Source organism: Aureibaculum luteum (assembly GCF_003449015.1).
GTDB lineage: Bacteria > Bacteroidota > Bacteroidia > Flavobacteriales > Flavobacteriaceae > Aureibaculum > Aureibaculum luteum.
Genome location: NZ_QRGD01000015.1, coordinates 1 through 24,660 on the forward strand (window position 1 = coordinate 1; position 24,660 = coordinate 24,660).

The following is a 24,660-nucleotide window of genomic DNA, read 5'->3' on the forward strand; positions in this document are numbered from 1 at the left end:
GCCGTATACGAGACCCGTATGTACGGTGGTGTGAGGGGTGCACTCCGTCAATTATTGGCGGAGCCATCCACTCGATTGCCGTAAGACTTTTACGTATAGCTACTTTTCACCTGTTAATAAGAAAACAGGGTAATTACCTGTTGGTTTATCCATTATACTTGCAGTTTGAATCTTCAAGTGTCTAAACCCTGTGTTTTCTGCAATACTTAAGAATTCGTTTCTATCAAATCCGTAATGAAAGACTCCAGTATCTTCTGTGTGAAAAGAACCATCTTCTTTGTCAAGGTCGGCAATCGCAATGGTTCCATTATCATTTAGCAATGAATAAAATTTCTTAAATATCTCTTGCAAATTTTCTATATGATGAATAGTCATGGACGAAATAATAGAATCAAATTTTGTATTTAATGTTTCTTTTGTTAAATCCAGCTCCAATATTTGAAGCTTGCAGTCTATTGCGTTCATTTTTGATTGTAAAACGCCATTCATAGATGCAGAAATATCGACTGCTGTGATTTCACCCACGTGTGTAGCAATTTGAGATAACAACAATCCAGTACCAGAACCAAAATCCATAATATGCATCTCCTTTGAAAATGATAGATCCTTTAATATTGATTGGGCAATATTATCTCCATTTTGAGTACTTGACTTTTACCTATCATACCCTTCTGCTTTTTCTGCAAAAAAATCTTTTAGTCTAGATTTCATTTTTATTTTTTCTTTGTTGGTAATCAATTGGATATAGTAAAATAACTAAATTTCGATTTCAAATAGAACTTTAAACTGTTTTTTTTAATCTTAGTTTGAAATATTGTCTTAAAATTTTCTATGTAATTATAACGTGAAATCGAAATAAAGAGATCATAGAAAACGATTTTATGTGTAATCTTTCTGCGTTTAAATGAGCTTGTGGCGTTGATGGATAATCAGGAGTACATTAGAGGAAGAAGAGCTTAAAATATTAATGGATATTTATCCTAAAATAAAGGCTTTTTGACAAACGAAGGTATTTAAGACATTTAAAATCACGGATTGTATGTAGAGTTAACGATGAATATGAAACTCCGCTTATTCCAGATGATAATAGTTGCGTGTATATCAATTATTATAAAAAAGGAGTGGCGCAATGTGGCATTGAAGAAGCCTACAACCAAGGTGAAATAACTTGGGAAAACCTATTTCTTGTCATTTGTACCCAGTAAGGGTGCAAGATTATTCAGAATTCGCAGCGGTAAATTACCATAAATTGGAAATTTGCGATGATGCCTGTTCCTTGGGCAAATAACTGCAAGTGCCTGTCTACAAATTTGTAAAACAAGCCTTAGTTAGAAAGTTTGGCGAAGATTGGTATGCTGAGTTAGCGAAAGTTGTGAAAGGGATGGGTAGATAAACAGACGATTTATTTTTAGTTAAGACTTTTTTTGCCTTTTTTACGAAAATATATAAACAAAATAAGGCTTAGAGCGATAAGTACTAAACCCCATTTCCAAATGGAAAACTTTGATTTGAAGTTTAAGCTTACATCTTTGCCATGTTGAATAAAAGTTGCCCAGTAGTAAGGGTGCTTTAATTCGCTATCTAAAGTCGTGTTTAGGTAGTTCAATTTTGCTTCGCGTAGGGCATCAGAGCTTAACTGGCCATTATTTAGATTTTTGTAAAAATTAATAATAATGTCTTTTGATGTTTGATCTGGAACACTCCATAAACTTGACACTGTAGTTGGTACTCCAGCGTATATAAAAGCTCTATTTAACGAAACAATCCCTTTTCCAGATTTTATATTACCCACACCTGTATTGCAAGCACTTAGAACCGCTAATTTTGCGTTTAAATTTAATCCGTACAGTTCAGAAAGAAACAATTTATTATCTTTTATATTATCTGAAAAAGCGAAATAACTTAACTCTGAATTTTTATTATTTAAAAAAGCATGCATTGCTAAGTGTAATACATTGCCGTCTTTTGAATTTGAAATAAAATTTTCTTTAGATGCTTTATTACCACTAAAAACCGTTCCATTTGTAATTTTTTTTATGAAATTAATTTCATCTAATGCACCCGGTAAATTATAGTCACCTTTTCTAATAGCAAGTTGAGGTAATGGTTCTTGAAAATTATCATAAGTTGAGGCAAATAATAAAATATTATCTCTTTTTGATGAGTTATTAGATTTAAGATTGTACTGCATAAAAGGCAATGCAGTAGTATAATTAATTTTTTTATTTTCTATTAGATATTTGTCATCTTCTATTAATAATTCGAAAGGTAGATAGTGCAATATTTTATCGGGAACAATTGTTAATTTATCAAAGTTTCGGAACTTATCTAGTTGCAAACTGTTGTATAAATTTTTTCCTTTTTTTCTTAGTTCAACAATAGAGCTATTTAAATTACCTGCATCTTTTGTGAAGTCTAATACTAATTCTTCTATAGACGAAAAATTTGATATGGGAAAAACCTCAATCGTAGATTTTGTTATACCAAAACAAAATAAATAATTATCTAAAACTTGGTAGTAAATTACCACATCCTTATCATTTAATTGCTTTCTAAAATCAAAAAGACTAAACGAATTGTCATCAAAGAATCTATGGGTAGCATATTCATTATTAATTGTATTTAATATACTTTGTAATTCTTCCTTAATTTCTGTTTTTAATGCGCTGTATTTTTCTGGAGCGTAATTATTTTCAAATTCTTTTGTTTGATATATTAATAACTTTTGTCGTAATAATTTTTCTTTTGCTATTAGAGAATCAGGAACCTTAAGAAAATCACTTTTTCTATTTATTAAAAAATTATGCCATAAAAAGCTTGACTTATCATTAATTATAGTGCTCAATAACTCGTTTAAATTACTAATATTGCTTGATCGAAACTCGTCAGTAATTAAAATTCCTTTAATGATTTTATCATAAATAGTTTCTAATTTTAAAGAATAAAAATTCTTAGAATAAGATTCTTTAAACTGTTTTAAAGCAATTTTATATAAGTTATTAGAAGCGATTATTACAGAGTCATTTTTATTCTCCAGATCATTTAAAGCATCGGCGATCTCTACGATATATGAAATATCATTTATTTTTTTTGTTGGGCTGTAATTTACTACTGAGGAATCATTTAAAATAGTAAGTTCCTTTTTACTTTTTGAAAAATAGTTTATTGTTAATTGGATATCTTGTATAGCGTTAGGGATTAAATTATTTTTAATGTTAAGTAAAGCCTTACTTTGATAAGCAAACGCTTTTAATTGACGAGGCAATTTTGGTCTTTCTTTTAGAAAAGAATTTAATGATTTAATCATTTTATTTGCATCATTTAAACCTATATTAGCTCTAATTATATTAAGATTATAATAATCAGCTTGGGTTTTAAATTCTTTTTTAGGAACTATTTGTAAGGCCTTTTTAAAAAACAGTAATGCTTTTTCGTAATCTTTTTTATTGTTAAAATAATGTAATCCAGCATAACTGTAACCAGCAGATGCTTGATATTTAGACTTTAAACTTAATTTTTTACCTATAATGTAATTATCAATTTTTGTTAAGTAAGATGTAATTGCATCTTCATTATTTAAATTTTTATAGACGCGTATGAAGCCTGTTAGATTAGCAAGGATCATTCCATCAAGTTCAGAAAAGCCATTTTTCACTAATTCTTTTAGCTCTTTTTTTGCTTCGTCAGTTACTAGTGAGGCCTCTGCTTTTTTAAAATAGAACAGCCCTTTTTCATAAAACCCGTAGCGATCGTAGCTTATTGCTAGACCTGTGTAGAGATCCCATAGATCTAATGAGTTAACTTTATCTAGGGACTCATATATTTTAGCAGCATATTCATATTGCTCAAAACTTTCACCTTCTAATCTTAAATTGTATAAAATAAGTCCTTTACCAGTATTAAGCTTGGCATAAATAGCTGTTGGCTTTTTATAATATTTTTCCCAAGTAGAGATACCTTCATCTACTATTATTAATGCTTTTTGATAGTTACGTGATTTCACAAGATAACTGGCATGAAGCAAATAGGAATTTATAAGTTTAACTGTATCTAGAGGGATAGTCTGTTGACTAAATGCTTGAAGCTTTTCGTGAAAGGAATTTAGTTTTTCTTTATTTTTTTCGTATTTAAGAACATAATTATAGTATTTATTAATACTGTCAATAACTATATTTTTGTTATTGGTTTGATTAGAAAACAGCTGTAATCTATCATAAATACTACCCGAGGCTTCAATATGTTTACCTCCCAATTGTAACTTACTTATTTCTGGAGTCAGTATTGTATTATCGTTACTAAGTTGACTAGATGAATAATGAAAACTAAATATGATGAAAAATAATACAACCTTTTTGAGTTTAAAAAGATTGTTTTTATTTGATTTTTTTAAGTAGTTCATTTGCTTCTTTCGTTTTATAGGTGCTTTCAGTAAGTACTTTTTTTAAGGTTTTCTTTGCTTCTACCTTATTATTTAATTTTAAATAAGCAAGTGCAAGATACCAACGAGACTTTTCTGTTAAGGTATCTTTTGTTTTTAGATGTTTTAATAGTAAAGGTACAGCTTCCTTGGCTTTTTCTAATTTGAGTAGGGCATTTGCCTGATAAAATAAATAATAAGGTTCGTTTGTACTTGTATGTAGTTTAGAAAAGAGTTCAAAGGCTTTCTTATATTCTCCTTTTTCATAGGCAGTAAAAGCAATTGTTTTTTCGTCTTGGAAGTTGTTGCCTCTCTCTATAGGCTGAATGACATTTCTATACGGCTCAAAATAACTACTAAATAGCTCATCATTAGAAGGCTTGTTATTTATAGATAGTATACTACTCAACCCAACCAATAATACAATACTGGCAGCGACAATCCATTTTGTATAATTTCTTCTTTTTGTAGTATGTGTACTTTCAATCTCATTTAGTAATTTCTTAAAAGCGTCATCATCAGATGCACTAATTGCTTTTTTTAAATTAAGATGTGCTTTTAAATTACCCTTAAAATTAGGATCTGCATTGATTAAGTGATCAACGACTTTTTTTTCTTCAGGTGTCAACCCGTTTTGTATATATTTTTCTATCAATTCTTCATGTTCCATACCTTATAATTTTATCATGTTTTTTAAGGTTTTAATACATCTAGACTTTTGGCTTCTAACGACACTATTGTTTGTGTAGTTAGTGCATTCAACTATCTCATCAATAGTTAGTCCTCTAGAATAGAATAAGGTTAACACTTCTTGACACTTTTTTCCTAGTTTCTTAAAATGACTTCTTAGTAATTGTTGTTCTATGGTGAGTTCTTCATTTTCAGTTTCAAACGGAACTACTTCAATAGAATCTTCAACTTTTTTTAAAGTATCATAGTTAACAGTCTTATTAAGCTCTTTTAGTCTATCATAGATCATATACTTACCAATACCAAAAAGGTAGGTTTTTAATGAACTTTTAACTTTATTCAGCTTTCCACTAATGGCATATTTTCTCAAAGCAATAAACGCTTCTTGATAGATATCTACCAAATCGTCATAATCTAAGCCATACTTTTTGCCAAAATTCAAAAAGGCATCCCTATTACTCGTATAAAGATTATCTATTTCTTTAGGCTTACTGTGTATTAAAGATACTATATGATTTTTTTCCATTAAGGGGTTTGGTAGTTAAGAATAAAAAAATATTCAATTTTTTAGATAGGATGTTAACATAGGACGATTATAAGGTACTAAAGGTAAATGAAAATACTCAATAGTATGAAAAAATGTAAAACAAACAAGATTTCACTCTTTGTAATACTACTTCTTTTTTTTGGAGGCATTCAAACAAGTGAGGCTCAATTTCTTAAAAAGCTAAAGAAAAGAGTTAAAGATGCTGCAGAAGAAACAGTTTTACGTAAAACAGAAGAAAAGGTAACTAAAAAAACCGAACAAACTTTTGATACCATTATTGATGGAAAAATCGTTAAACGCAAAAGAAAAGTAAAAAAGAAGCCTACTAATAAACCAGGCTCAAATAACACAACGAACTCTTCCAAAAATGAAGAAGATAGAGTTTCTACAGAAGAAATAAAATCTTGGACGAAATATAATTTCGTTCCTGGTGATGAAATAATCTTCGAAGATGATTTAGTAAATGAAGAAAGTGGAGAATTCCCTTCTAGGTGGGATTTACTTAAAGGTAATGCTGAAAATGCTTCAATTACCAATGAAAACGTCATTAATATGTTGAACGGAGCAAAGATTACTCCTTTAATGGATAAGGAAACCTATTTGCCCGAAGTATTTACCATTGAATTTGATGCCTTATTTAAAAGCGTTCATGGTCCAACTTATCAAGATTATAGAGTCAATTTATGGCCAAGCAATAAAAACTACGGCTACTCAGAAGATAAAAAATATTATTGCAAAAGCATCAATGTAAATGTTCATGGAGCTTCAATGGATTGTGTAGACAATTCATCAAATAAAGAATATGCCTCTTTTGATGAGGCAATGATAGTGCCAATTGGTAAACCTGTTTGGAGACATATTGCTATCTCCTTCAATAAAAGAAGCTTTAAGGTATTTATAGATGAAAGTAGAGCATTGAGCATTCCTAATGTAAAGTTTAAACCTGAAGCTTTTAGTGTTGAAGTTTTTGCTTATTACAACGAATTATCTGCTATAAAAAATATCCGTATAGCTAAAGGGGGTAAGAAACTGTACGATCAGTTAGTAGCAGATGGTAAGTTTGTTACTAGAGGTATTCTATTCGATGTAAACAAAGCTTCTATAAAACCAACCTCTTATGGTGTTATTAATAAGGTAGCCAAAATGATGCAAGAACATTCAGATCTTAAATTTTCTATTGAAGGGCATACCGATAGCGATGGTGAAGAATCGTATAATCAACAACTATCATTACAAAGAGCAGAAGCAGTTAAAAAAGCACTTATAAATGCTGGTATTGACCAAGAAAGACTAGAAACCAAAGGGTTTGGAGAAAGCGTACCACTTACTGAGAATACGACCCCAGAAGCTAAAGCAAATAATCGTAGAGTAGAATTTGTCAAGCTGTGATCGCAGAGCCAAAATTAGGTTTTGAGCTATGCCGAGCAGCGACGACAAACCAACTAAGTTAGTTTGTGAAAATTTAAAAAATAATATTAAAAATGAAACCAAAAGTATTAAAACTAAAAACAATACTCGTATGTATGGGTATGTTGTTGTGCTATTCACAGCATACAAATGCCCAATTCTTTAAAAAATTAAAGAAACGAGCTGAAGAAGCTGCAAAAGAAGCAGTACTTAGAAAATCCGAGGAAAAAGCTGCTACGGAAACCGAAAAAGGAATGGACAAACTATTCAATTTCGATTTTTCTAAAAAAAGTATGGATCCTTCGATATTACCAGAGAGCTATGACTTTGAATGGAAATACAAACTACAAATGAAGTCTAAATCTAATCAAGGTGAAATGGACATAGTCTATAATTTAAAATCTGGAGCTAATTATTTCGGTTTTAAACCAGTATTTAAAGAAAAAAAGTTTACAGACAGTATAGTAATGGTAATGGATGAGGATTTAAAAACCATGACCATTTTTAGAAATTCCAACGATATAAAAACTGGATATATCATTTCGACCCCAGTAGAGACAGCTGAAGATGTTGCCCAAGAAGAAGAGCTTATGAAAGAAATGAATTATAAAGAATTAGATACAAAAGAAATTTTAGGATACACCTGTCAAGGGTTTCAAATAGAAAATAAAGAAATAAAGATGATTATGTATGTAACTTTTGATGCACCTGTTAGTTTTAACCAAATATATAATGGTGCAAATAAAAAAGCTTTACCAGAAGGTTTTGACCCAAAATGGTTAAAAGGAGCAGATAATAGTTTAATGATGGAAATGACATTTATAAACAAAAAAAAGAAAAAATTTAATACTACTATGACTTGTGTTGAACTGGTAAACGAACCTATGTCAATAATCGTGAGTGACTATGACTTTAGGAAGTTAAATGCAGAAACTGCTGAAGGAGATTATTAATAATTAAAATAAAAATTATGAAAACGAAAATTTTAGCAACAGTAGTATTATGTCTATTTACTTTATTTTCTGCAAAAGCACAAGAAGAAAATTTTGTAGTACTCATTGGTAACAAAGAACATCAGGTAAAAAATGTTGAGTTATTTAATAAAAAATCATTTAAAACACTTCCAAAAAAATATCCTAAAAATATATTTAGTATAGGTTTAGTAAAAGGTGAATTTAAAGAAAGTAGAGGCATAATAATCTTACAAAAAGGGTCTTATATTCATCTTGCAAGTGCAAAATGGTACATTCCAGAAGTAGACACATTCCTTCCAGGAGATGGGTTCCTTCCAGGAGATGCGTTTAAACCTGGTGATCAATTTTCTGTAGGAGAAAATAAAGTAGAATTACAACGATCAAAAAAGGGTTCAGTTATTCTAAAAGTTATATAGTTGAAATAAAGACTAAAAATAAAATAATAGTTTAAAACCCTTCTCAAAGAGAAATAATAAAATAAAAAATTATGAAAAACAAACTACAAATTACACTACTATTAAGTTTAGTAGTACTGTTAAGCTCATTTACAGATAAAACGAAAGAAAATAAAACGGAGACTACAACAGCCACGGCAAGTTTTGGGCAGCTAAAAGCGGCTTTAAAATCTCCTACAGGCAAGGCCTATTTTTTTACAGATAAAAAATACTATAGGCAAAACCTACGTACAGATAAATTAGAAAAAAGTGCTGTTATTAATGGCAATTTTAAAGGATTGGTAAACAGCGTTGACGCTGCTCTGCTTCATACTAATGGTAAAGGTTATTTTTTTAAAGGCAGCAAGTATTACCGTTATAATTTTTACACGAACAAAGTTGACAAAACAGACATTATCAGTAAAAACTGGAAAGGAGTACCCAATAATGTAGATGCCGCCGTTGTACATTCCAACGGTAAGGCATACTTTTTTAAAGGAAGTACGTATTACCGTTACAATAGTTCTACTCGTAAAGTTGATAAAACAGCAGCGATTAGTACCAACTGGAAAGGCGTACCAAATAATGTAGAAGCTGCTTTACTACATACCAATGGCAAAATCTATTTTTTTAAGGGTAATAAATATTACCGTTATAGTATTAGTGCAAAAAAAGTTGACAAAGTAGGTACTATAGGTGTAGATGGCTGGAAAGGACTTTCTTTTACTAAAACATCAAACAATGCTACTGCTTCTACAAAAGATAATATACGTTTAAAAGTAACCTTAACACGTATTAAATCTATACAAGCAAGAGATAGTGATGATATTGCAGATTTCACGTTTCAACAATTCGTTGATTACAAAACCAAAGGAAATCAAAAACGTGCAATTGAAAAGAAAATTAAAGTAGGTTCTAAAGACGTAAGTATTAGGATTAAAGAAGCATTCAGAATCAACAAAGAAGCTATCGCTATTATAAATACAGGTGGAAGTCAGCAAATTCATGTACGAGAAGGAGACGAAAATCATATTATTAATAACTCGCTGGTTTATGAAATTACACCTCAAGAAATAGCCGATAAACGTGCTGAATTTAAGATAAAAACCGCCCTTAGTGAAGTTAATAGTGAAGGAATTGGACTTTTTGAGAAAAATACATATAAATATATAGCTAAGTATGGCAGAAACGATATTGAAGTAAGTATCAACGAAGTGCTAGAATATTTACAAAATCCTCGGGCTACAAAATACAGATCTAGTAGTTATTTTAAAGGCGGCAGAGGTGGCGATATGCATGAATATGGTGCTTATGGAAATGTAATGTGGATGAAAAAAGGGTCTAATAATTCTTTAATAGGGCATTTAGAATTTGGTGATAATAATAAGGAAACCTATGTACGCCTTTATTACCGTTTTGAGTTAGTACAATAAGCTTAAAGACACAACAAACCTTTACTTTTTTTTGGCAAGTAAAGGTTTTTATTGAACAATAAATTAAAATAGCTACATACTATTTCATTCGTGTTCATTAGTGAAACCCATGTCTAAACAAAAGAAATTATTAAAGCAAAAAAACCATAACCATGAAAACTAAAATTTACATCCTATTACTATTCGTATGTACACTATCTCAACCGTGTATAGCACAACAATCGCAAACTCCTTTACCTAAAGTTGAAAACCATCTTAAAGGAGAGTTAGATTATACCCATGAAGCATTAGAACTGGTCCAAGAACAAGCAAATGGAGAAGAAATTATTCTTGGAAAAATAAATAAAGATGGCACGATTCATTTCAATTTGCCTGAATTTGATATTAAGGCGATTTATGATAGTATTAATTTACAACATTATAACTTTCATAGCTTGTTTTTAATGCAAGGTTGTAAAGGCAGAGATGATTTTGCAGAAACACCTTTTGATGATGTATACTCACAAAAATATGCCCCGATATTCATAAAAAAATATGGAATAAACGTAGCGGTATTAGAACCTGTGACCAATGAAAAAATATTAGGTAATAATAAATATGCTAGTGATAGTCTTGCTGTAGGTAGTAAGTATTTTTGGTTTTATATGGATAGAGCAATAACGTATAAAGATGAATGCATTAAAACATCTTTTGATGGTACTTATGATATTGAGGTTGCTATTAGTGCGAACATTCAATTTAAAAAGGGGTGGAACTTTATAGAAGAAAATCTTGTAGCGGTTCAAAATTATAGTAAAGGTGATTACCATGCCACCAAACCAAAAAAAATACAGTTTACCAAAAGTTCGCCTGCATCTAAAAAGGTGAAATGGTTTTTAAGACAAATAAAGAAAGATGAAAAAATACAAGTTGCCAAAAGATTAGATAATTTCACTCCCATAACAAAACAGCAATTTGAAAAATGGGTGCCAAATAAACTAGGTGATTTATCAGTAACGATCAAAGAACACGGCAATCCACCTAGAGGAGTAAAAAACAAAAACAATATTCATTTAACCTATGCTAACGAAACTCAAAAAAAAGAAATAGACCTTTATGTAGTTGATTGTGCTAAGAGCCCTGATGATATGGAGATTATAAACTATGCATATGCAATGGAAAATAATGGTAAAGATGAAAAGGATATAAAGCACTATATAGCTCAATATAGCGAACGAGCAAAAGCCACACAGCTATTCTACAAAGTTGAAGATAGAATAATTGTAAACGCTTCAGGAGTGAATATTAATGCGGAAGACCTATGGGGTTATATTCAAAAATTAAATGTAAAAAAATTACTGAAATAATGAAAAAACATATCACACTAGTATTGCTATTAGTATTAATAGTTAGTTGTTCTGACACTAAAAAGGATAAAATAAAAGACGGTACTAAAATAGAGCAGACTCAAAATGACACCTTCTTAAAAGCAACGATAGATGGCGTAACTTTTTATGCAGATGCTCCTATATATTTTTCAGCTCAAAATATTATCACACTAGCTGCTGTAAGTAAAGATAAAACCGAAAAGATTAGAATTTATATAAATTATAACAAAGGACCAGCAACCTACACTTTTGGTGAGGGCATAAGCAATTCAGATAATATGGTATATACCAACACTAAAGTTGATTGGTTAGCTGCAAAAACAAAAGGAAAAGGTGCCATTACCTTAACGGAAGAAGGCGATTATTTAATTGGTAAATTTTCTTTTACAGGCGTAAACAAAGAAGATAGTAGTACAAAACAAATTACTGATGGTGAATTTAAGGTGAAAACAGGCTCTTAATTAAAGGAAAAAACAAATGAAAAAACTAATCACAATTACCATGTTATTACTGCTAGTGGTAGCGTGTAAAAAACAAAACAATCCGTTAACTAAAATTAAGGAAGCTGCTGGTGCTGCAGAAGAAGCGAAACAAGGTTTAGGCAATGTAAATGAAATAGTGAAGGCGACAGAAGATTTAGAAAAAAACACAAAAGAACTTGCAGAATTGACCCCAATTACGAAAGAACAAATAAAAACGTGGATGCCTGAATAAGTAGTCGATTTAAATAGAACATCATATAATATTGCTAGTCAAATGGGTATTAGCACATTTAAATTAACTTTTAAAGGAGATGATGATAAAAAGATAAACATTACCATCCCAGATGGTGCAGGTAATGGTTCAGCGATTGTCTCCATGTTTATAATGATGCAAAATATGGAAGTTGATAAAGAAGATGAATCAGGTTATGAACGTACACAAACGTTCGATGGTCAGCGTACTTTGATAAAATATCAATCATCAGGAAATTATCAAAAGTCTACACTCCAATGTTTAATAAATCAAAGATTTGGTATAGAGGTAAATGCATGGAAAATGACTCCAGAAGAATTGTGGAGCTATATTAAAAAATTAGAGATTGATAAATTAATAGACCAAAAATAATTCTGTAATTTAAAGCTTATTTAGCTTTAAACTCTGAAAAACAACTAACATTAATTATGGAAAATTCAGAACACACCAAAGAAACAAATAATGCTTCGGCAACAGAAGAAGATAAAACAATTGCTATTTAGAGTATTTCACCGACAGGAAGTTATGAATTAATAAACTTTACTATCATATAAATATCTCTATGAAAACTGTTAATTCAAAACTAAGGGGGAGAAGCGAGAGGGTAGCGTGCTAAAGCAACGCTACTGATTCATTTTGCTTCGCAAAGCTCTGTGGTTAAAGGGTGTTTGAAAAATACTGGGTAGATAAGGAATTATTGAAATTGTAACAATTCCTTTGTAAAGCCCTGAAAACATTAGAAAAAATTGTTACAATTTGTAGTTTTCTAGAAATTAGATAAAAAATAAATTGACTGCCAACTACCGCATCCGCCCCGAAGTGTCGTGAGCGGATTTGGTTCATTTTTAAACTGGTGGATTCTCAAACGCTAATGCCAGCCTCTAAATCCACAAGTTGAAAAACGTTTTTCAGTTTAATTTTAATATAGAGGTCGATTTCTTAAATAAAATAATTTATTAACTATTTATTTGTGTTAAAATAAAATCCCACCCCTTAAATAAAAAAGGAGTGGGAAAATTGCTATGAAAAAGAATAAGTTATTCTAAGAATAACTTAAGAGTACTAATTTATTGAATGTATCATTTTTTTGCGACCTTCAGGAACAGTCAAAATGTTTATTTCATCTGAAGTTTAATTTTCTTAAAAATTTGATGAGCTTCGTTGATTGTGCTATCTATTATATCCCGGTCAGTCTTCATATATATATATCGGTTGCCAGTTTTTCTAATCTTTTTTTCATCTTTTTGTTCTCATCGGTAAAGTAGAAATCATCAACTACTTTTATTAATGCATCATAGATGTTCATACTCACGTTTATGGAAGCTGATCTATAAATATATTCTATTCCGCCATTAGAATCTATGGATGCTCTCTCTTTTATCGCATTCTCTATTTGTTCCATTTTATGGTAAATTTTTGCTTCAGCTCGTCCATCAGCACCACCAGGACCACAATTGTATGCCGTCCTAATCAAATATTCATAGCTTAATGCATCCATATAATTATTTTGATTTTACAGATTCAAAAATAACTATCTTTTGATAGTAATCTATTAAATGGTGAAGATTTTTGTATGATTTTTTAATTTCGCTAAAATGCTAATTAATAACTGTTCGTTTCTAAAATTCAAAACATTTCAAAACAGATAGTATAAATTTATAGTTGATAATTTAATAATATTTATTATCATTATTGAATTGGGAATTTTTAAAAAAAAATAATATTAATTACCACATCCATCCCGAAGTATCGGGAGCGGATTTGGTTCATTTTTAAACTGGTAGATTCTCAAACGCTAATGGCAGCCTCTAAATCCACAAGTTGAAAAACGGTTATTTTCCTTAAAAGACTTTTTTTGCTCTGCGACCTTCGGGAGCAGACAAGGTTGTTTTTGTGGGAACAAAAACACATCTTGCACTTTTCGGTAAAAACTTGCTTCAGCTTTATAATCGGCACAATCACGAGCCTTTGATTTCTATGTTTTAGTTCTCAGACTAACAAGTAATTATCTAGATTAATTGTCTTTTGTGTTAATTCACATAGCTCTTTGATATTAAGTTTTGTTTTTAATTTAATCATTTAGCATATCTCTAGCCCCATTTTTAATAATTTAACTTTTCTAATTCTTATATAATGAATTTGCCTAATCCTTAGAGTTCACATTAGTGGATAACAGTAAAAATGACCATTTACTAGTTATTTAATACCATTTATACGGAAATGTATGATATAGGTTAATTAATGACTATTTAACGAAGTTAATTTATATACAAAACTTCTGTAAGTAGTATCTTTAAGCTTACCAGAAATAAAGGGAAATGAAAAAAATAATTACGATACTTTCACTTATTAGTATACTATTTTCGTGTAAAACGATACAAGTAAATCAACAAAGTCAAAAAACAACAAAAACAGTAGTAGAATTGGGAGTAATTGGAAAGGTTAATTATAAATTCAAAACGGATAGATTAGAAACTACTGCCTTGCCAGTTTACAATCAAAAAATAAGAGTAGCTACAAATAATGTAGTTTTTAATACTACTACTTTCAAAACCTATACTAAAGCATCCAATCAACAAAATCAGAAAATTAACATCACCTATATAGATTCAGCTGAGAATAAACCAAGTTACGTCAATCTTCAATTTTTAGATAAAGTACAATTGATAAATGAATTAAATGCGGAGTATAATGATGGCATAAGTACTTATTTACAGAATGCCAAGAATAATATAATCATCACAGGAATCTCCACTTATTTTAACAGTGAAGATTTAGAAAATTTATCACAAGCAGATGAAGTATATCTCATTAATAATAAACCAAAAAAATACAATTTAGAGTTAATTAAGAATGGCAGAACTATTGCCAACATCGATATGGCTAATGGAGTTTCTTTTACTTATACTACTGCTTCATTTTGTTGGAAGAAAGAATATGGTAAAATTAGCATAGTTAACATAACCGGAGCCAATGAAGGTTGTGGAAAAGATACTTATAAAAATGTTTCTCGTTTAAACAAAAAAGTAAATCTATTTAAGTACTAAGTTTTTATTTAGAATCCACCTTTTGCAAGAGTATTGTACCTTCTAAATAATTTGAATTACGCCTATAATTCTTCTTTTTTTCAAAATGTACAGAGATAATCTTACCCAATTTATATTCTTGTTCCAATTCAAAGACCAATCTTGTTATTGAAGAAAAATCACCTTTTAAAGTAAATGAATATGTATTGATTATGGCATTATCAACTTCAAAAATATGTGGAGTATTAAAATTAACAATTGAAATGTTTGTAGAATCGGAAAAGACGGAAATTCGCTGTAATAAGTTATTTTGAAATGAATTTTCAGTAGATATTTTTTTAGATTTTAAAATGGAATCGTAATAAATATTAACCTGTTTTAAACTCAACAATTTTCCCGAAACATTACTTAATAATTCTTGTTCAATTTTAAGCGTTTGGTATTGTTTTTTGAGTGTTAATGTTTTAGAAAATGAAAATTGATAGGCCACCCACAACATTAGTAGGAACCCAATCAATAATAAGATGTTTTTTTTCTTCAAATTCATTATACTTTTAACTTCAGTTCTATTTCAAATGCTGCAGTAGATTTTTTATCAGTTCCATAGTGCTTTATAGCCACATTTTCTATCCAATCTAACTTTTCCAATATATTTATCCAATTTGAAAAATCTTCATTAATTGCGGATTCACCTTTAATCAAAATGGTATTTTCTTCCAATAGAATTTGTTTCTCTTTTTTAATACTCTTCTGAAGTGGTTGATAGTGCAATTCGGTTAAGGTGATTGAATTGGGTAATTTACCACCCAGTTGATCTAAATACCATGACACTTTCGAAGAGGACAACGAAAAATCGGTGACCAAACGTTCTTTTTTATTGACATCATCCGTAAGTTGAAGTAAAGAGTTTTTATAAGTTTTATTTAATTCTAGTTCTGAGGAAATGGCATTTATTTCCTTATTATAACTACTAAAAAGCAAAAAACTAATCATCAAAGAAACAAATAGAAGTGTTAGCCCCAAGGTCAAACCTACTTTAAAAATACGTTGTTGCTTAAAATCAGAAAATAGTGTTGTACTTAGTTCTAAAAAATTGGAATCGGTAAGGGATTGTTGCGTATAGTACGAAATGATTCCCGCTAAAGGCAATACACTGTTATTTGTTAAATTAAGTCCGTTCAAATTATATTCCGTTTCACTTACAACAGTAACAGAGTTAATTGCATCTATTTCATTCTCAACAAAATTAATTCTACTATTTGAAGTTTGTAAATTGTTGACATCAACTATATCCTTTAATTGAGCAATGGCTAAATTTCCTAATGAAAATTCAATACAATTGTATTCTTGTTTTTTGTAGCTATTAAGAAGATTATCTACATATTCCTTTCTACTTATAGCTATAAAGCTTTTAGTTGAAGTGTTATAAACTTCATAATAAAAGTCTTTACTGTTTAAATTAGGAAAGGCTTCCGCAATTGCTTTTTGTTCGTTGTATACACCATTTAATGTTTTTGAAAGAACTTGATCGGTATTAACAATTAAATAGAAGTGTTGGCTTTTAGGAAGTTGGTCTTTTAAGTCAGTTGCAGCACTGCTTATAAATGTTTTTTCTACTAAAAACTCACCCTTCTTTTTCTTTAAAAGGAGACCGTTAATTGCTTCTTTACCATCTTTAGAAGTATGTTCTACTCCACAAAAAAGTGAACCGAATTTTGTATATGTCAACAGTTTGTCTAACACTATTTGATGATGGTAGGTTTAATTAATACAGTCAGTTTCTTTTTAGTGTCCTCACGTTTCTTTTTACTGAAAAACCATTTGATTACTGGTATTCTTGCTAAAAATGGAACACCATTACCTGAGTCATTTTTAATTTTTTCTTCCAAACCGCCCAAAATGACCAAATCTTGATCTTTAACCCTAATGATTGAATTGAACTCTCTTGAATTAATGCCGGGAGGTGCATCGTCTGCTACTTTATTACTGTTAAAGGTTGATTGGATGACATTTATATCTAAGGTAATTTGACCATCGCCTGAGACTAGTGGTTTTATATTGATGGCAAATTCAGCATCAATCGGTTGGTAATTAGTAACATCCGATATTTGTGGGTTTAGACTCCCAATAATATCACGTTGTGTAACGGCGTAATATGTAGTTTCACCAATAGATAAATTGGCTCTATGACCGTTTAATGCCGATAATCTTGGTGATGATCTGATTTTTATGTCTCCATTGGTTTCCATCGCTTTGATATTAGCAAAAAAATTAGGAACAACCTGTCCTAAATTTAAAGAACCAAAACCACTAAAACCACCAATTATCCTATTAATTGTACTCGCTCCCAAATTGACATCAGCATTTGGATAAATATCACCTTGTGTTGTGGTGGGTTCTGCACCAATTCCCCAACTAATTCCTGTTTCTATCGTTGCTGATTTATTGACTTCTAATAACATTACCTCTATTAATATAACAGGTACTGGTTTATCAATATAGGTAATAAACTCTTTAAAACGCTTAATATTTTGACTTGGCCCACTAACTATAAAACTATTCAACTCCACATCTACCATTACTTTTAAATCTTTAACCACATCTTCTGGTAGCATATTGATTAAAGATTCTACTTGGTTGTCTCGCTCTGAAAATGATTCCGTTCTGTTGGTATTTATATTTTGAAGATTGGAGTTGTTTAAGCTGTTTACATTACTAGAACTACCTGTATTAATGTAATTGCTAGAATTATTATAATTACTATAGCCACTGTTCTGTGAATAACTGCTAGTTGACCTGCCTGCTCTTCTTTCTGTACTTGTATTATTGGTCATCACTTCAATAGACCGATGCATTAAAGGAATTACTACAGCATCACGTAAAGATATCTGCTCCTTTTTCCCAAAGTAATAAATAGAGTCTCTTTTTTTATATGTAAAATCTGTGTTTTCAAGTATTCTATCCAAAAGTAAATCATAAGTGATGAAATCTGCTTTTACTGTTGCATTTCCAGCCTCATTTAAAGGTGCTGCGGTAAACATATTCTTATTAAGCTCATGACCAATGTCGTAAATGACATTTGATATAGGCGTATTGTCAAATTCGACATTCATTATTTGTGAAATAGTATCAGTTACTTCAAAGAAAAAATTAGACCGCCGCTGTCTTTGAGGTCGTTGAGATTGCTGCGGTCTTTCTGGCTCCTTTCCTGTTGAATTACTTTTATTTTGATTTGGAATCGCAGTAATTTGCAGAATGTCATTTTGTTCAAAAAGATAAAAATTGTCTCTTGTTTTAGTTACGGAAAGATTATTGGCAAAAGCAATTTTATCTAAGGCATTATCAAAAGGCATACTTTTTATATATGATGATATTAATAAACGTTCCATTCCAGGAGCAAAAACCAAATTTTTACCCGTTTTATCCATAATCTGTTTAAATGCCAAGTACAACGTATCTCTTCTTAAATCGACACTAAAAATATCAGCGTTTATATTGTAATTAATAGGAATTTCACGTTGTTTTACAATAGGAACTTCTTTTTCCAATTTATGAATTGAAAATATATTCCCTGTAAAATCTATATCCAAATCATACTCTTTACATAAAAAAATTAAAACATCAGAAACTGTAGCGTTAGAAAAATTATTTCGAATGTTAATATCATTTAGTTCTGGATGGATATTCAAATTTAATTTATGGGCTGTTGCCAAGGCCTGTAGAAAATCAGATAGTGTAACATCATTTACATTTATTTCTGCCTTTTGACTTAAGCCTGGGGCATCTATTATAATACTTTCTAATTTGGTTTGAAGTTGATCAATGCGGGCATTTTGTGCCTTTAATTGTAGTGTAAACCCAACAAACATGATTAGAAATGAAAATTTTAAAATGTAGTTTTTTATCATACTATTTTTTTTATAAATACACTAAAAGTCAGTTAATAACGGATATACTTCTTCAATGGAAGTTTCTCCAGTTACTACCAATTGTAAAGCATTGTCTTTTAAGGTTGCAATTTTTTTAGTTTTAATATATGCGTCAATCTCCAAACTGTTTTTTTTGATTTGTTCTGTCAATTCTCTAGTTATAGGAATAATTTCATAGATAGCTTTTCGCCCAGAATAACCAGTATGGAAACAATCACTACATCCAACAGCTTTGTAGTGTTGCGTCAGTGATTTAGGAATTTCAAATCCATCAGGGAAAAGTTCCTTTGAAACTGTTGCTTTACTTTTACAATGGTTACATAATTTACGAACCAAACGTTGAGCCACACTCACTTTTAGGGTACTCGCAATTAGAAAAGACGGTACACCCATGTCAATTAATCTAGAAATGGTTGCCCAAGCCGAGTTAGTATGTATTGTTGAGAGTACCAAATGTCCAGTTAATGAAGCTCGTACAGCCATGTTCGCTGTATCAACATCTCTAATTTCACCTACCATAATTATATCAGGGTCTTGGCGTAAAAAAGTACGTAGTGATTTTGCAAAATCTAACCCAATATTTTCTTTGAGTTGTACTTGATTAATGCCTTCCAAGGTATACTCAATAGGGTCTTCAATAGTCAAAATATTTCTTGCATTCGTGTTTAATAATTTCAAGGTAGCGTAAAGTGTTGTTGTTTTTCCCGAGCCCGTTGGACCAGAAATCAATACAATCCCATTTTGATTTTTAACACTATTCTTGTAACGTCTTAAATCTTCATCTGTAAACCCTAGTTTATCTAATTGAATGTTTGTAGCTTCTTTAGAAAGTAAACGCAATACCAACTTTTCGCCATGTAAAGTAGGTAAAGACGAAACCCTAATGTCATAAGATTCTACTGGTGTATTGATGTTGATACGACCATCTTGTGGTAGTCGTTTTTCAGCGATATCTAGTCCAGATTTTACTTTAAGCTGATTGATAATTTTAGGATATTCCTCTGTTGGAATTACATATCGCTCCAATAGTTTACCATCAATTCTAAAACGCACCCTTCTTGTATGTTCAAAAGCTTCAAAATGAATATCACTACTACCTAAAGATTTAGCTTCATGGATTATATTAATCAATAAATCTTTAGAGTCAGTCAGCTGTGTATTAATGGCTGTATTTGTTTTTCTATAATTCTGACTTAAGTATTGTTGGATATTCTCTGTGGTCTCCAGCAAAAGCTCAATTTTTTTACCAAGGATAATTTGTAGTTCATTTTTAAGATTCTCTTGGTTTTCCTTATCTGATTTAAATATTATACTTCCATTTTGTTTACTATGAGGAATAATCCGATAATGATATGCCTGTTCAGCACTTATTAATTGTTGTAATTGGGTCGCTATGTTAAAATTATCGCTCATTAAATGGCATATAAATTAGTGAATTCAAAAATCCAGTTCACACTTAAAATCATAGTTAAAAACAAGGCTTGTAATCCTGCTAACGGTACAGTTGCATCTTTAAGTGATGGCTTTAATAATAAAAACACCATTAATGAAAAAACTAAGGAAAATGAAAACAGAATGATAAATGTACTTATGGGAAAACTAATTGCTATAACAATGAAAAAAAATACATCTCCAAGTCCCAATGCATCATTTAATTTGGTTTTTAATTTGAATTTAGCATAGAGAAAAAGTATGCCAATTATCAAAACAATAATGACTAAATTCATACCAATATTTACCAAGTATTGCATTGGGGTGGTTTCTAAAAAATAAGAAAATGACAATAATATTCCTGAACCTATCAATATCACGAGATAGACTTTTCGTTCTCTAAAATCTTGAATACAAATGGCCAGAAGACAACAAAGGCTTATTATTTTTAATAGAATCATCTTATGAACTTGACTTAATTAATCTTTTATTATTTCCTTTAAGATATTATTGTGATCCACTTCCCAAACATTAAATACGCCATCGCCGTCAAAATCCGTAACCGCAGTAGCACGAGCTTTAAAACTATTATTTGAAGCTTCTATAATATCATAGGCATAATTAGCATTGCCATTTTCTAGCACAGTTTGGGGTGCTTCAAAATCAATCGCATTAAAATCAGAGCTATACTTAGAAATCATAAAAAACTGTTGCCGTTCTAAATTATAAATATGTTTAAGCTGTGTTTGTGCCTCTAAACTTTTTGTTTTTGAAATTAAAGGCATTAGGTTAGGTAAGGCTAGCAATAATAAGATACCTATAATCACCAAGACTACTAACAATTCTTGTAAGTTAAAAGCGGATAGTTTTTTTGAATACATTTTCATTTTTAGGTGATTTTGATTCAAATCTAAATAAATATTTTAATTCGGAATGACCATATATATGCATATAACAGCCTAAAAAACGGAAAACCTTACAATAGGTTAAGAGAATCATACCATTCATTCTGATAAGTATCAAATAGGTTTAAACTTCAGGTTTTTAAGAAAATCAACGCGAAATTGTGTCTAACTTTATATCAGAAAATAAGTCCTAAAAAAGCTTAGTATAAAATCGCTAAACAATCCATTAACTAAATTTTTTGTTATGAATAAATTGTCACTATTAACTTTTCTATTTATTTCGTTTACAGTTTATAGTCAAGACCTTCCTGAAGTAATATATCCATCTCCAACAGCAGCTGCATTGGGGGAATATGGAAACACTCCAATATCTCTATCTACAGGAACTCCAGATATTAATATTCCTATATGGGTAATAAAAGGCAAAAAGCTGAGTGTTCCTATTTCATTGTCATATAGAGCTTCTGGTATTAAGGTAGAAGAGCTTGGTTCGCAAGTTGGTTTGGGTTGGACGCTTAATGCAGGGGGAATGGTTACAAGAGCAGTTAAAGACAAAGTAGATATTGGCACAAATATTCATGGAATGGCTCCACAAAGATCTCCTTTGATTGATGATACTTTTTTTTCAGCTAATTTCTACCGCAACGGCTACAGTTCAATAAATGGTAGAACAGATTTAGTCGAAACATTATTCGACACTTATGAATATAAGGATAAGTCTCCAGATGTATTTTATTATAATTTTGTAGGATTTTCAGGGAAATATATTTTTGATGATGCTGGAAACCCTATGGTTTCACCAGATATTAATTTTAAAATTGATGGTCTTGCATCTAAAATTACAGATACTAATGGGAATATTTATTCTTTTAATCTTTATGAATCTGATGACAATTCATCGACAATAACTGGCTGGTACTTAACAAAAATAGAAAGTGCCGATTTAACTGAATGGATAGATTTTGAATATACTTCCGAGACAAATCAAACGCTTATTAATAAAAGGGGGGCGTTATTGATAAACTATTTTAATACTGGGACAGCCAATTCTATTCCTTGGTATCAAAGTCCAGCCAATACAAGTTATAGGCTTTTCAAAATTACAACTAGTTTTGGAGAAACAGTAACTTTTAATGCAGGAGAAGATCGTGAAGACTTATATGCTACAAGTTCATTGGCAGAGTCATACAGACCAAAAACAATCGGAGATATAGAAATTAGCTATTCAGGAAACTGTATAAAAAAAATAGATTTCGACTATGAGTTTGTAGAATCTGAAACTCCAGGATATGTAGATACTTGGTGGAATGGTACGAGCCATGATTTAACTTGGGCAAATAAACGCCTTTATTTAAAAGGATTAACAGAAACCACTTGTAATGATGACGATGTAAAAACATATGACTTTGAATACTATGGAAGAACTACCGCTAATAAAGATTTATTACCCAGTAAATTATCTTACGCCCAAGACCATTGGGGGTATTTTAATGGAGAAACTTCAAATCAGTCCTATGTGCCTACTTTTCAGGGTAATATTCCTGATTTTAATGGTTTAAACCATTACTTAACTGTTAATGGAGCAGATCGCACACCTTCTTATCCACATATGGAATATGGCACTTTAAAATCTATTACCTACCCCACTGGAGGTGAAACAGAATTTATTTTTGAGCAACATCAAAATATAAACGGAGGGCACCTCCCGCATTTAAATTTAAATGCTAACTCTGGTGGTCTCAGAATAGAAGAGGTTAATGATAAAATAGACGGTGTTACTGTTAAAAGTAAAAAATACACATATTCAGGTGGTTCATATGCTGACTATCCATATTATGGAGATAGCGATTTAGTTTATGTTACTGAATCTTATGATAGTGAATCGGAACAACTACATCATTTAATACATCCTGCAATTGGCACGGGGTCCACAAGTACAGAAGCTGATCCTTTACCTTATATTAAAATGGGCTCGGGTAACCCTATAGCCTTAGGTATTACTAATGGTTATCATTTAAATTACGGAAGTGTAATAGAAAAAGAAACAGGAAATGGCCAGGTTCATCATAGTTTTACAACTGCAGGATGGTCTGGCTTAGGAATAGTGGTATATGACGATATTGATGTAACTGTAAATCTTGTTAGGAAACATCATCAAAGGACTTATTGGTCTTTAGTTGAAAAAAGTTCATGGACTACTTTTAGCCATAAATGGCCATTTGTTCCTGCAATAGATCAAAGTTGGAAACGGGGATTACCTATATCTAAATCTTATATTTCTGAAGGGGATGAACTTATTAAGTCCATTTCATATAAATATGACTTTAAAGAGTTAAAAGGTATTAAGAGAAAAGTGAGATATAATACTGCAAACGAAATGGAAGAATATTTAAACAGTATAAATCTATCTCCAATGTCTAGTGCGACTATTGTATATATGAATATGGAATTACCAGGTACTACGGGTGGTTCTGGTAATATCAATTCAGGTTCGGAGGAAATATTTTATTATCAAGACACAAAAGTGAGCATGGGCGTAGCATTGGTAAACAAAGAGACAATTATAGAAAACGGTATTACTACGGTTAAAGATTACACCTACAATGACCAAAATCAGTTAGCTACTACCACATTCACAAATAGTCTAGATCAAACTATAGTATCAGAAAATAAATACCCACAAGACTTTTCTGCACCTAGTAATGTATATGAGAAAATGGAGACTGCTAACATTATCAATCCTGTAATTGAACAAAATACTACTATAGATACAGAGCCTTTATCTAAGGTGAAAAATAATTATGAAGATTGGGGAAATACGGTTTATAAACCAAAGATTGTTCAAACTTCAAAAGGTACAGATATTTTAGAAGACCGTGTTGAATATCTTGATTACTATGACAATGGTAATATACAAGAAGTATTAAAGACTGACGGTACGCATATTGTATATATCTGGGGTTATAAAGAACAGTATCCTATAGCCAAGATAGAGAATGCTACTTATTCTGAAGTATCAAGTGAAATAAATAATTTACATACAAAGTCTGATGCTGATGATGACCGTACTGTAGATATAATAGATAGTAGCGGCGTTATCACAAGTTATGAAGGTAATGAAGGGGCTTTACGCTCAGCCTTAAATTCCTTAAGAAGTTTGCCAGCATTGTCAGATGCCATGATTACCACCTATACCTTTGATCCGTTGATTGGCATAACAAGCATGACCGATGCACGAGGTTATGCAATGTACTATGAATACGACCACTTTAATCGTTTAAAACAGGTAAAAGATAAGAATGGTAAAATCTTAAGCCAGAATGAATACCATTATAAAAACTAATAACTAGAAAATATACAATCAC

The 24,660-nt window shown here is 30.8% G+C and carries 21 protein-coding genes and 1 pseudogene; 12 read left to right on the top strand and 10 right to left on the bottom strand.

Going from position 1 to position 24,660, the window contains the following annotated elements; all coding sequences use genetic code 11:
* Nucleotides 1-99: 99 nt before the first annotated feature.
* A complete protein-coding gene (locus D3P13_RS21115) occupies nt 100-627 on the bottom strand; it encodes a class I SAM-dependent DNA methyltransferase (RefSeq protein ID WP_262511837.1) in 528 nt (175 codons plus the stop codon).
* A 254-nt stretch (nt 628-881) separates the two neighbouring features.
* On the opposite strand from D3P13_RS21115, the pseudogene D3P13_RS22485 reads away from it, so the two are divergent.
* A pseudogene (locus D3P13_RS22485) lies at nt 882-1,393 on the top strand (DUF3109 family protein).
* 15 nt (nt 1,394-1,408) lie between these two features.
* Here the strand turns inward: D3P13_RS22485 and D3P13_RS21125 are convergent.
* The 3 genes from D3P13_RS21125 to D3P13_RS21135 are packed head-to-tail and all read right to left on the bottom strand — an operon-like array spanning nt 1,409 to nt 5,633.
* Nucleotides 1,409-4,399, bottom strand: coding sequence for a CHAT domain-containing protein (locus D3P13_RS21125; protein ID WP_117885552.1), 2,991 nt, complete (start codon nt 4,397-4,399; stop codon nt 1,409-1,411).
* Nucleotides 4,374-5,087 (bottom strand): tetratricopeptide repeat protein, encoded by a 714-nt coding sequence (locus D3P13_RS21130; RefSeq protein ID WP_117885555.1) that lies wholly within the window; start codon nt 5,085-5,087, stop codon nt 4,374-4,376. The genes D3P13_RS21125 and D3P13_RS21130 overlap by 26 nt, the downstream gene beginning before the upstream one ends.
* Before the next feature lie 3 nt (nt 5,088-5,090).
* On the bottom strand, nt 5,091-5,633 hold the full coding sequence (locus D3P13_RS21135) for an RNA polymerase sigma factor (RefSeq protein WP_117885558.1): 543 nt from the start codon (nt 5,631-5,633) through the stop codon (nt 5,091-5,093).
* 105 nt (nt 5,634-5,738) lie between these two features.
* On the opposite strand from D3P13_RS21135, the gene D3P13_RS21140 reads away from it, so the two are divergent.
* The 8 genes from D3P13_RS21140 to D3P13_RS21175 all read left to right on the top strand — a co-directional run bounded on the left by D3P13_RS21140 (nt 5,739) and on the right by D3P13_RS21175 (nt 12,376).
* Nucleotides 5,739-7,043 (top strand): OmpA family protein, encoded by a 1,305-nt coding sequence (locus D3P13_RS21140; protein WP_157972993.1) that lies wholly within the window; start codon nt 5,739-5,741, stop codon nt 7,041-7,043.
* 92 nt (nt 7,044-7,135) lie between these two features.
* Nucleotides 7,136-8,014 carry a hypothetical protein gene (locus tag D3P13_RS21145; protein WP_117885566.1) on the top strand — a complete coding sequence of 293 codons (879 nt, stop codon included), beginning with the start codon at nt 7,136-7,138 and terminating at the stop codon, nt 8,012-8,014.
* Between the two features lie 17 nt (nt 8,015-8,031).
* A complete protein-coding gene (locus D3P13_RS21150; RefSeq protein ID WP_117885569.1) occupies nt 8,032-8,451 on the top strand; it encodes a hypothetical protein in 420 nt (139 codons plus the stop codon).
* 71 nt (nt 8,452-8,522) lie between these two features.
* Nucleotides 8,523-9,902, top strand: coding sequence for a hemopexin repeat-containing protein (locus D3P13_RS21155; protein WP_117885572.1), 1,380 nt, complete (start codon nt 8,523-8,525; stop codon nt 9,900-9,902).
* A 152-nt stretch (nt 9,903-10,054) separates the two neighbouring features.
* Entirely contained in the window at nt 10,055-11,248 is a 1,194-nt protein-coding gene (locus D3P13_RS21160; RefSeq protein ID WP_117885575.1) for a hypothetical protein, read from the top strand.
* Nucleotides 11,248-11,730, top strand: a complete 483-nt coding sequence (locus D3P13_RS21165) for a DUF6252 family protein (RefSeq protein ID WP_157972994.1) — start codon at nt 11,248-11,250, stop codon at nt 11,728-11,730. Before D3P13_RS21160 ends, D3P13_RS21165 begins: the two co-directional genes overlap by 1 nt.
* 16 nt (nt 11,731-11,746) lie before the next feature.
* A complete protein-coding gene (locus tag D3P13_RS21170; RefSeq protein ID WP_117885581.1) occupies nt 11,747-11,983 on the top strand; it encodes a hypothetical protein in 237 nt (78 codons plus the stop codon).
* Nucleotides 11,984-12,025: 42 nt separating this feature from the next.
* Nucleotides 12,026-12,376: a hypothetical protein gene (locus D3P13_RS21175; protein WP_117885584.1), complete on the top strand. Its 351-nt coding sequence runs from the start codon at nt 12,026-12,028 to the stop codon at nt 12,374-12,376.
* Between the two features lie 823 nt (nt 12,377-13,199).
* Here D3P13_RS21175 and D3P13_RS21180 read toward each other — a convergent pair.
* Nucleotides 13,200-13,478, bottom strand: a complete 279-nt coding sequence (locus D3P13_RS21180) for a hypothetical protein (protein ID WP_157972995.1) — start codon at nt 13,476-13,478, stop codon at nt 13,200-13,202.
* Between the two features lie 844 nt (nt 13,479-14,322).
* Between D3P13_RS21180 and D3P13_RS21185 the strand changes: the two genes are divergently transcribed.
* On the top strand, nt 14,323-15,051 hold the full coding sequence (locus tag D3P13_RS21185; RefSeq protein ID WP_117885590.1) for a hypothetical protein: 729 nt from the start codon (nt 14,323-14,325) through the stop codon (nt 15,049-15,051).
* Between the two features lie 4 nt (nt 15,052-15,055).
* Here D3P13_RS21185 and D3P13_RS21190 read toward each other — a convergent pair whose 3' ends face one another.
* From D3P13_RS21190 to D3P13_RS21205, 4 genes are read right to left on the bottom strand one after another with little or no spacing between them, the layout of a single operon-like run.
* Nucleotides 15,056-15,577: a hypothetical protein gene (locus tag D3P13_RS21190; RefSeq protein WP_117885593.1), complete on the bottom strand. Its 522-nt coding sequence runs from the start codon at nt 15,575-15,577 to the stop codon at nt 15,056-15,058.
* On the bottom strand, nt 15,577-16,758 hold the full coding sequence (locus tag D3P13_RS21195) for a hypothetical protein (RefSeq protein WP_157972996.1): 1,182 nt from the start codon (nt 16,756-16,758) through the stop codon (nt 15,577-15,579). Before D3P13_RS21195 ends, D3P13_RS21190 begins: the two co-directional genes overlap by 1 nt.
* A 14-nt stretch (nt 16,759-16,772) precedes the next feature.
* A complete protein-coding gene (locus D3P13_RS21200; RefSeq protein ID WP_198680084.1) occupies nt 16,773-18,938 on the bottom strand; it encodes a type II secretion system protein GspD in 2,166 nt (721 codons plus the stop codon).
* Between the two features lie 21 nt (nt 18,939-18,959).
* Nucleotides 18,960-20,372 (bottom strand): GspE/PulE family protein, encoded by a 1,413-nt coding sequence (locus D3P13_RS21205; RefSeq protein WP_117885603.1) that lies wholly within the window; start codon nt 20,370-20,372, stop codon nt 18,960-18,962.
* Nucleotides 20,373-20,375: 3 nt separating this feature from the next.
* Here D3P13_RS21205 and D3P13_RS22275 point away from each other — a divergent pair, with 3 nt between their 5' ends.
* Nucleotides 20,376-20,642, top strand: coding sequence for a hypothetical protein (locus D3P13_RS22275; RefSeq protein WP_232829264.1), 267 nt, complete (start codon nt 20,376-20,378; stop codon nt 20,640-20,642).
* A 227-nt stretch (nt 20,643-20,869) separates the two neighbouring features.
* Here the strand turns inward: D3P13_RS22275 and D3P13_RS21215 are convergent, their stop codons facing one another.
* Entirely contained in the window at nt 20,870-21,277 is a 408-nt protein-coding gene (locus D3P13_RS21215; RefSeq protein WP_117885609.1) for a prepilin-type N-terminal cleavage/methylation domain-containing protein, read from the bottom strand.
* A gap of 262 nt (nt 21,278-21,539) precedes the next feature.
* Here D3P13_RS21215 and D3P13_RS21220 point away from each other — a divergent pair, with 262 nt between their 5' ends.
* The gene (locus D3P13_RS21220; protein ID WP_117885612.1) at nt 21,540-24,638 is read left to right on the top strand and encodes a hypothetical protein; all 3,099 of its coding nucleotides are present in this window, start codon (nt 21,540-21,542) and stop codon (nt 24,636-24,638) included.
* Nucleotides 24,639-24,660: the final 22 nt, after the last annotated feature.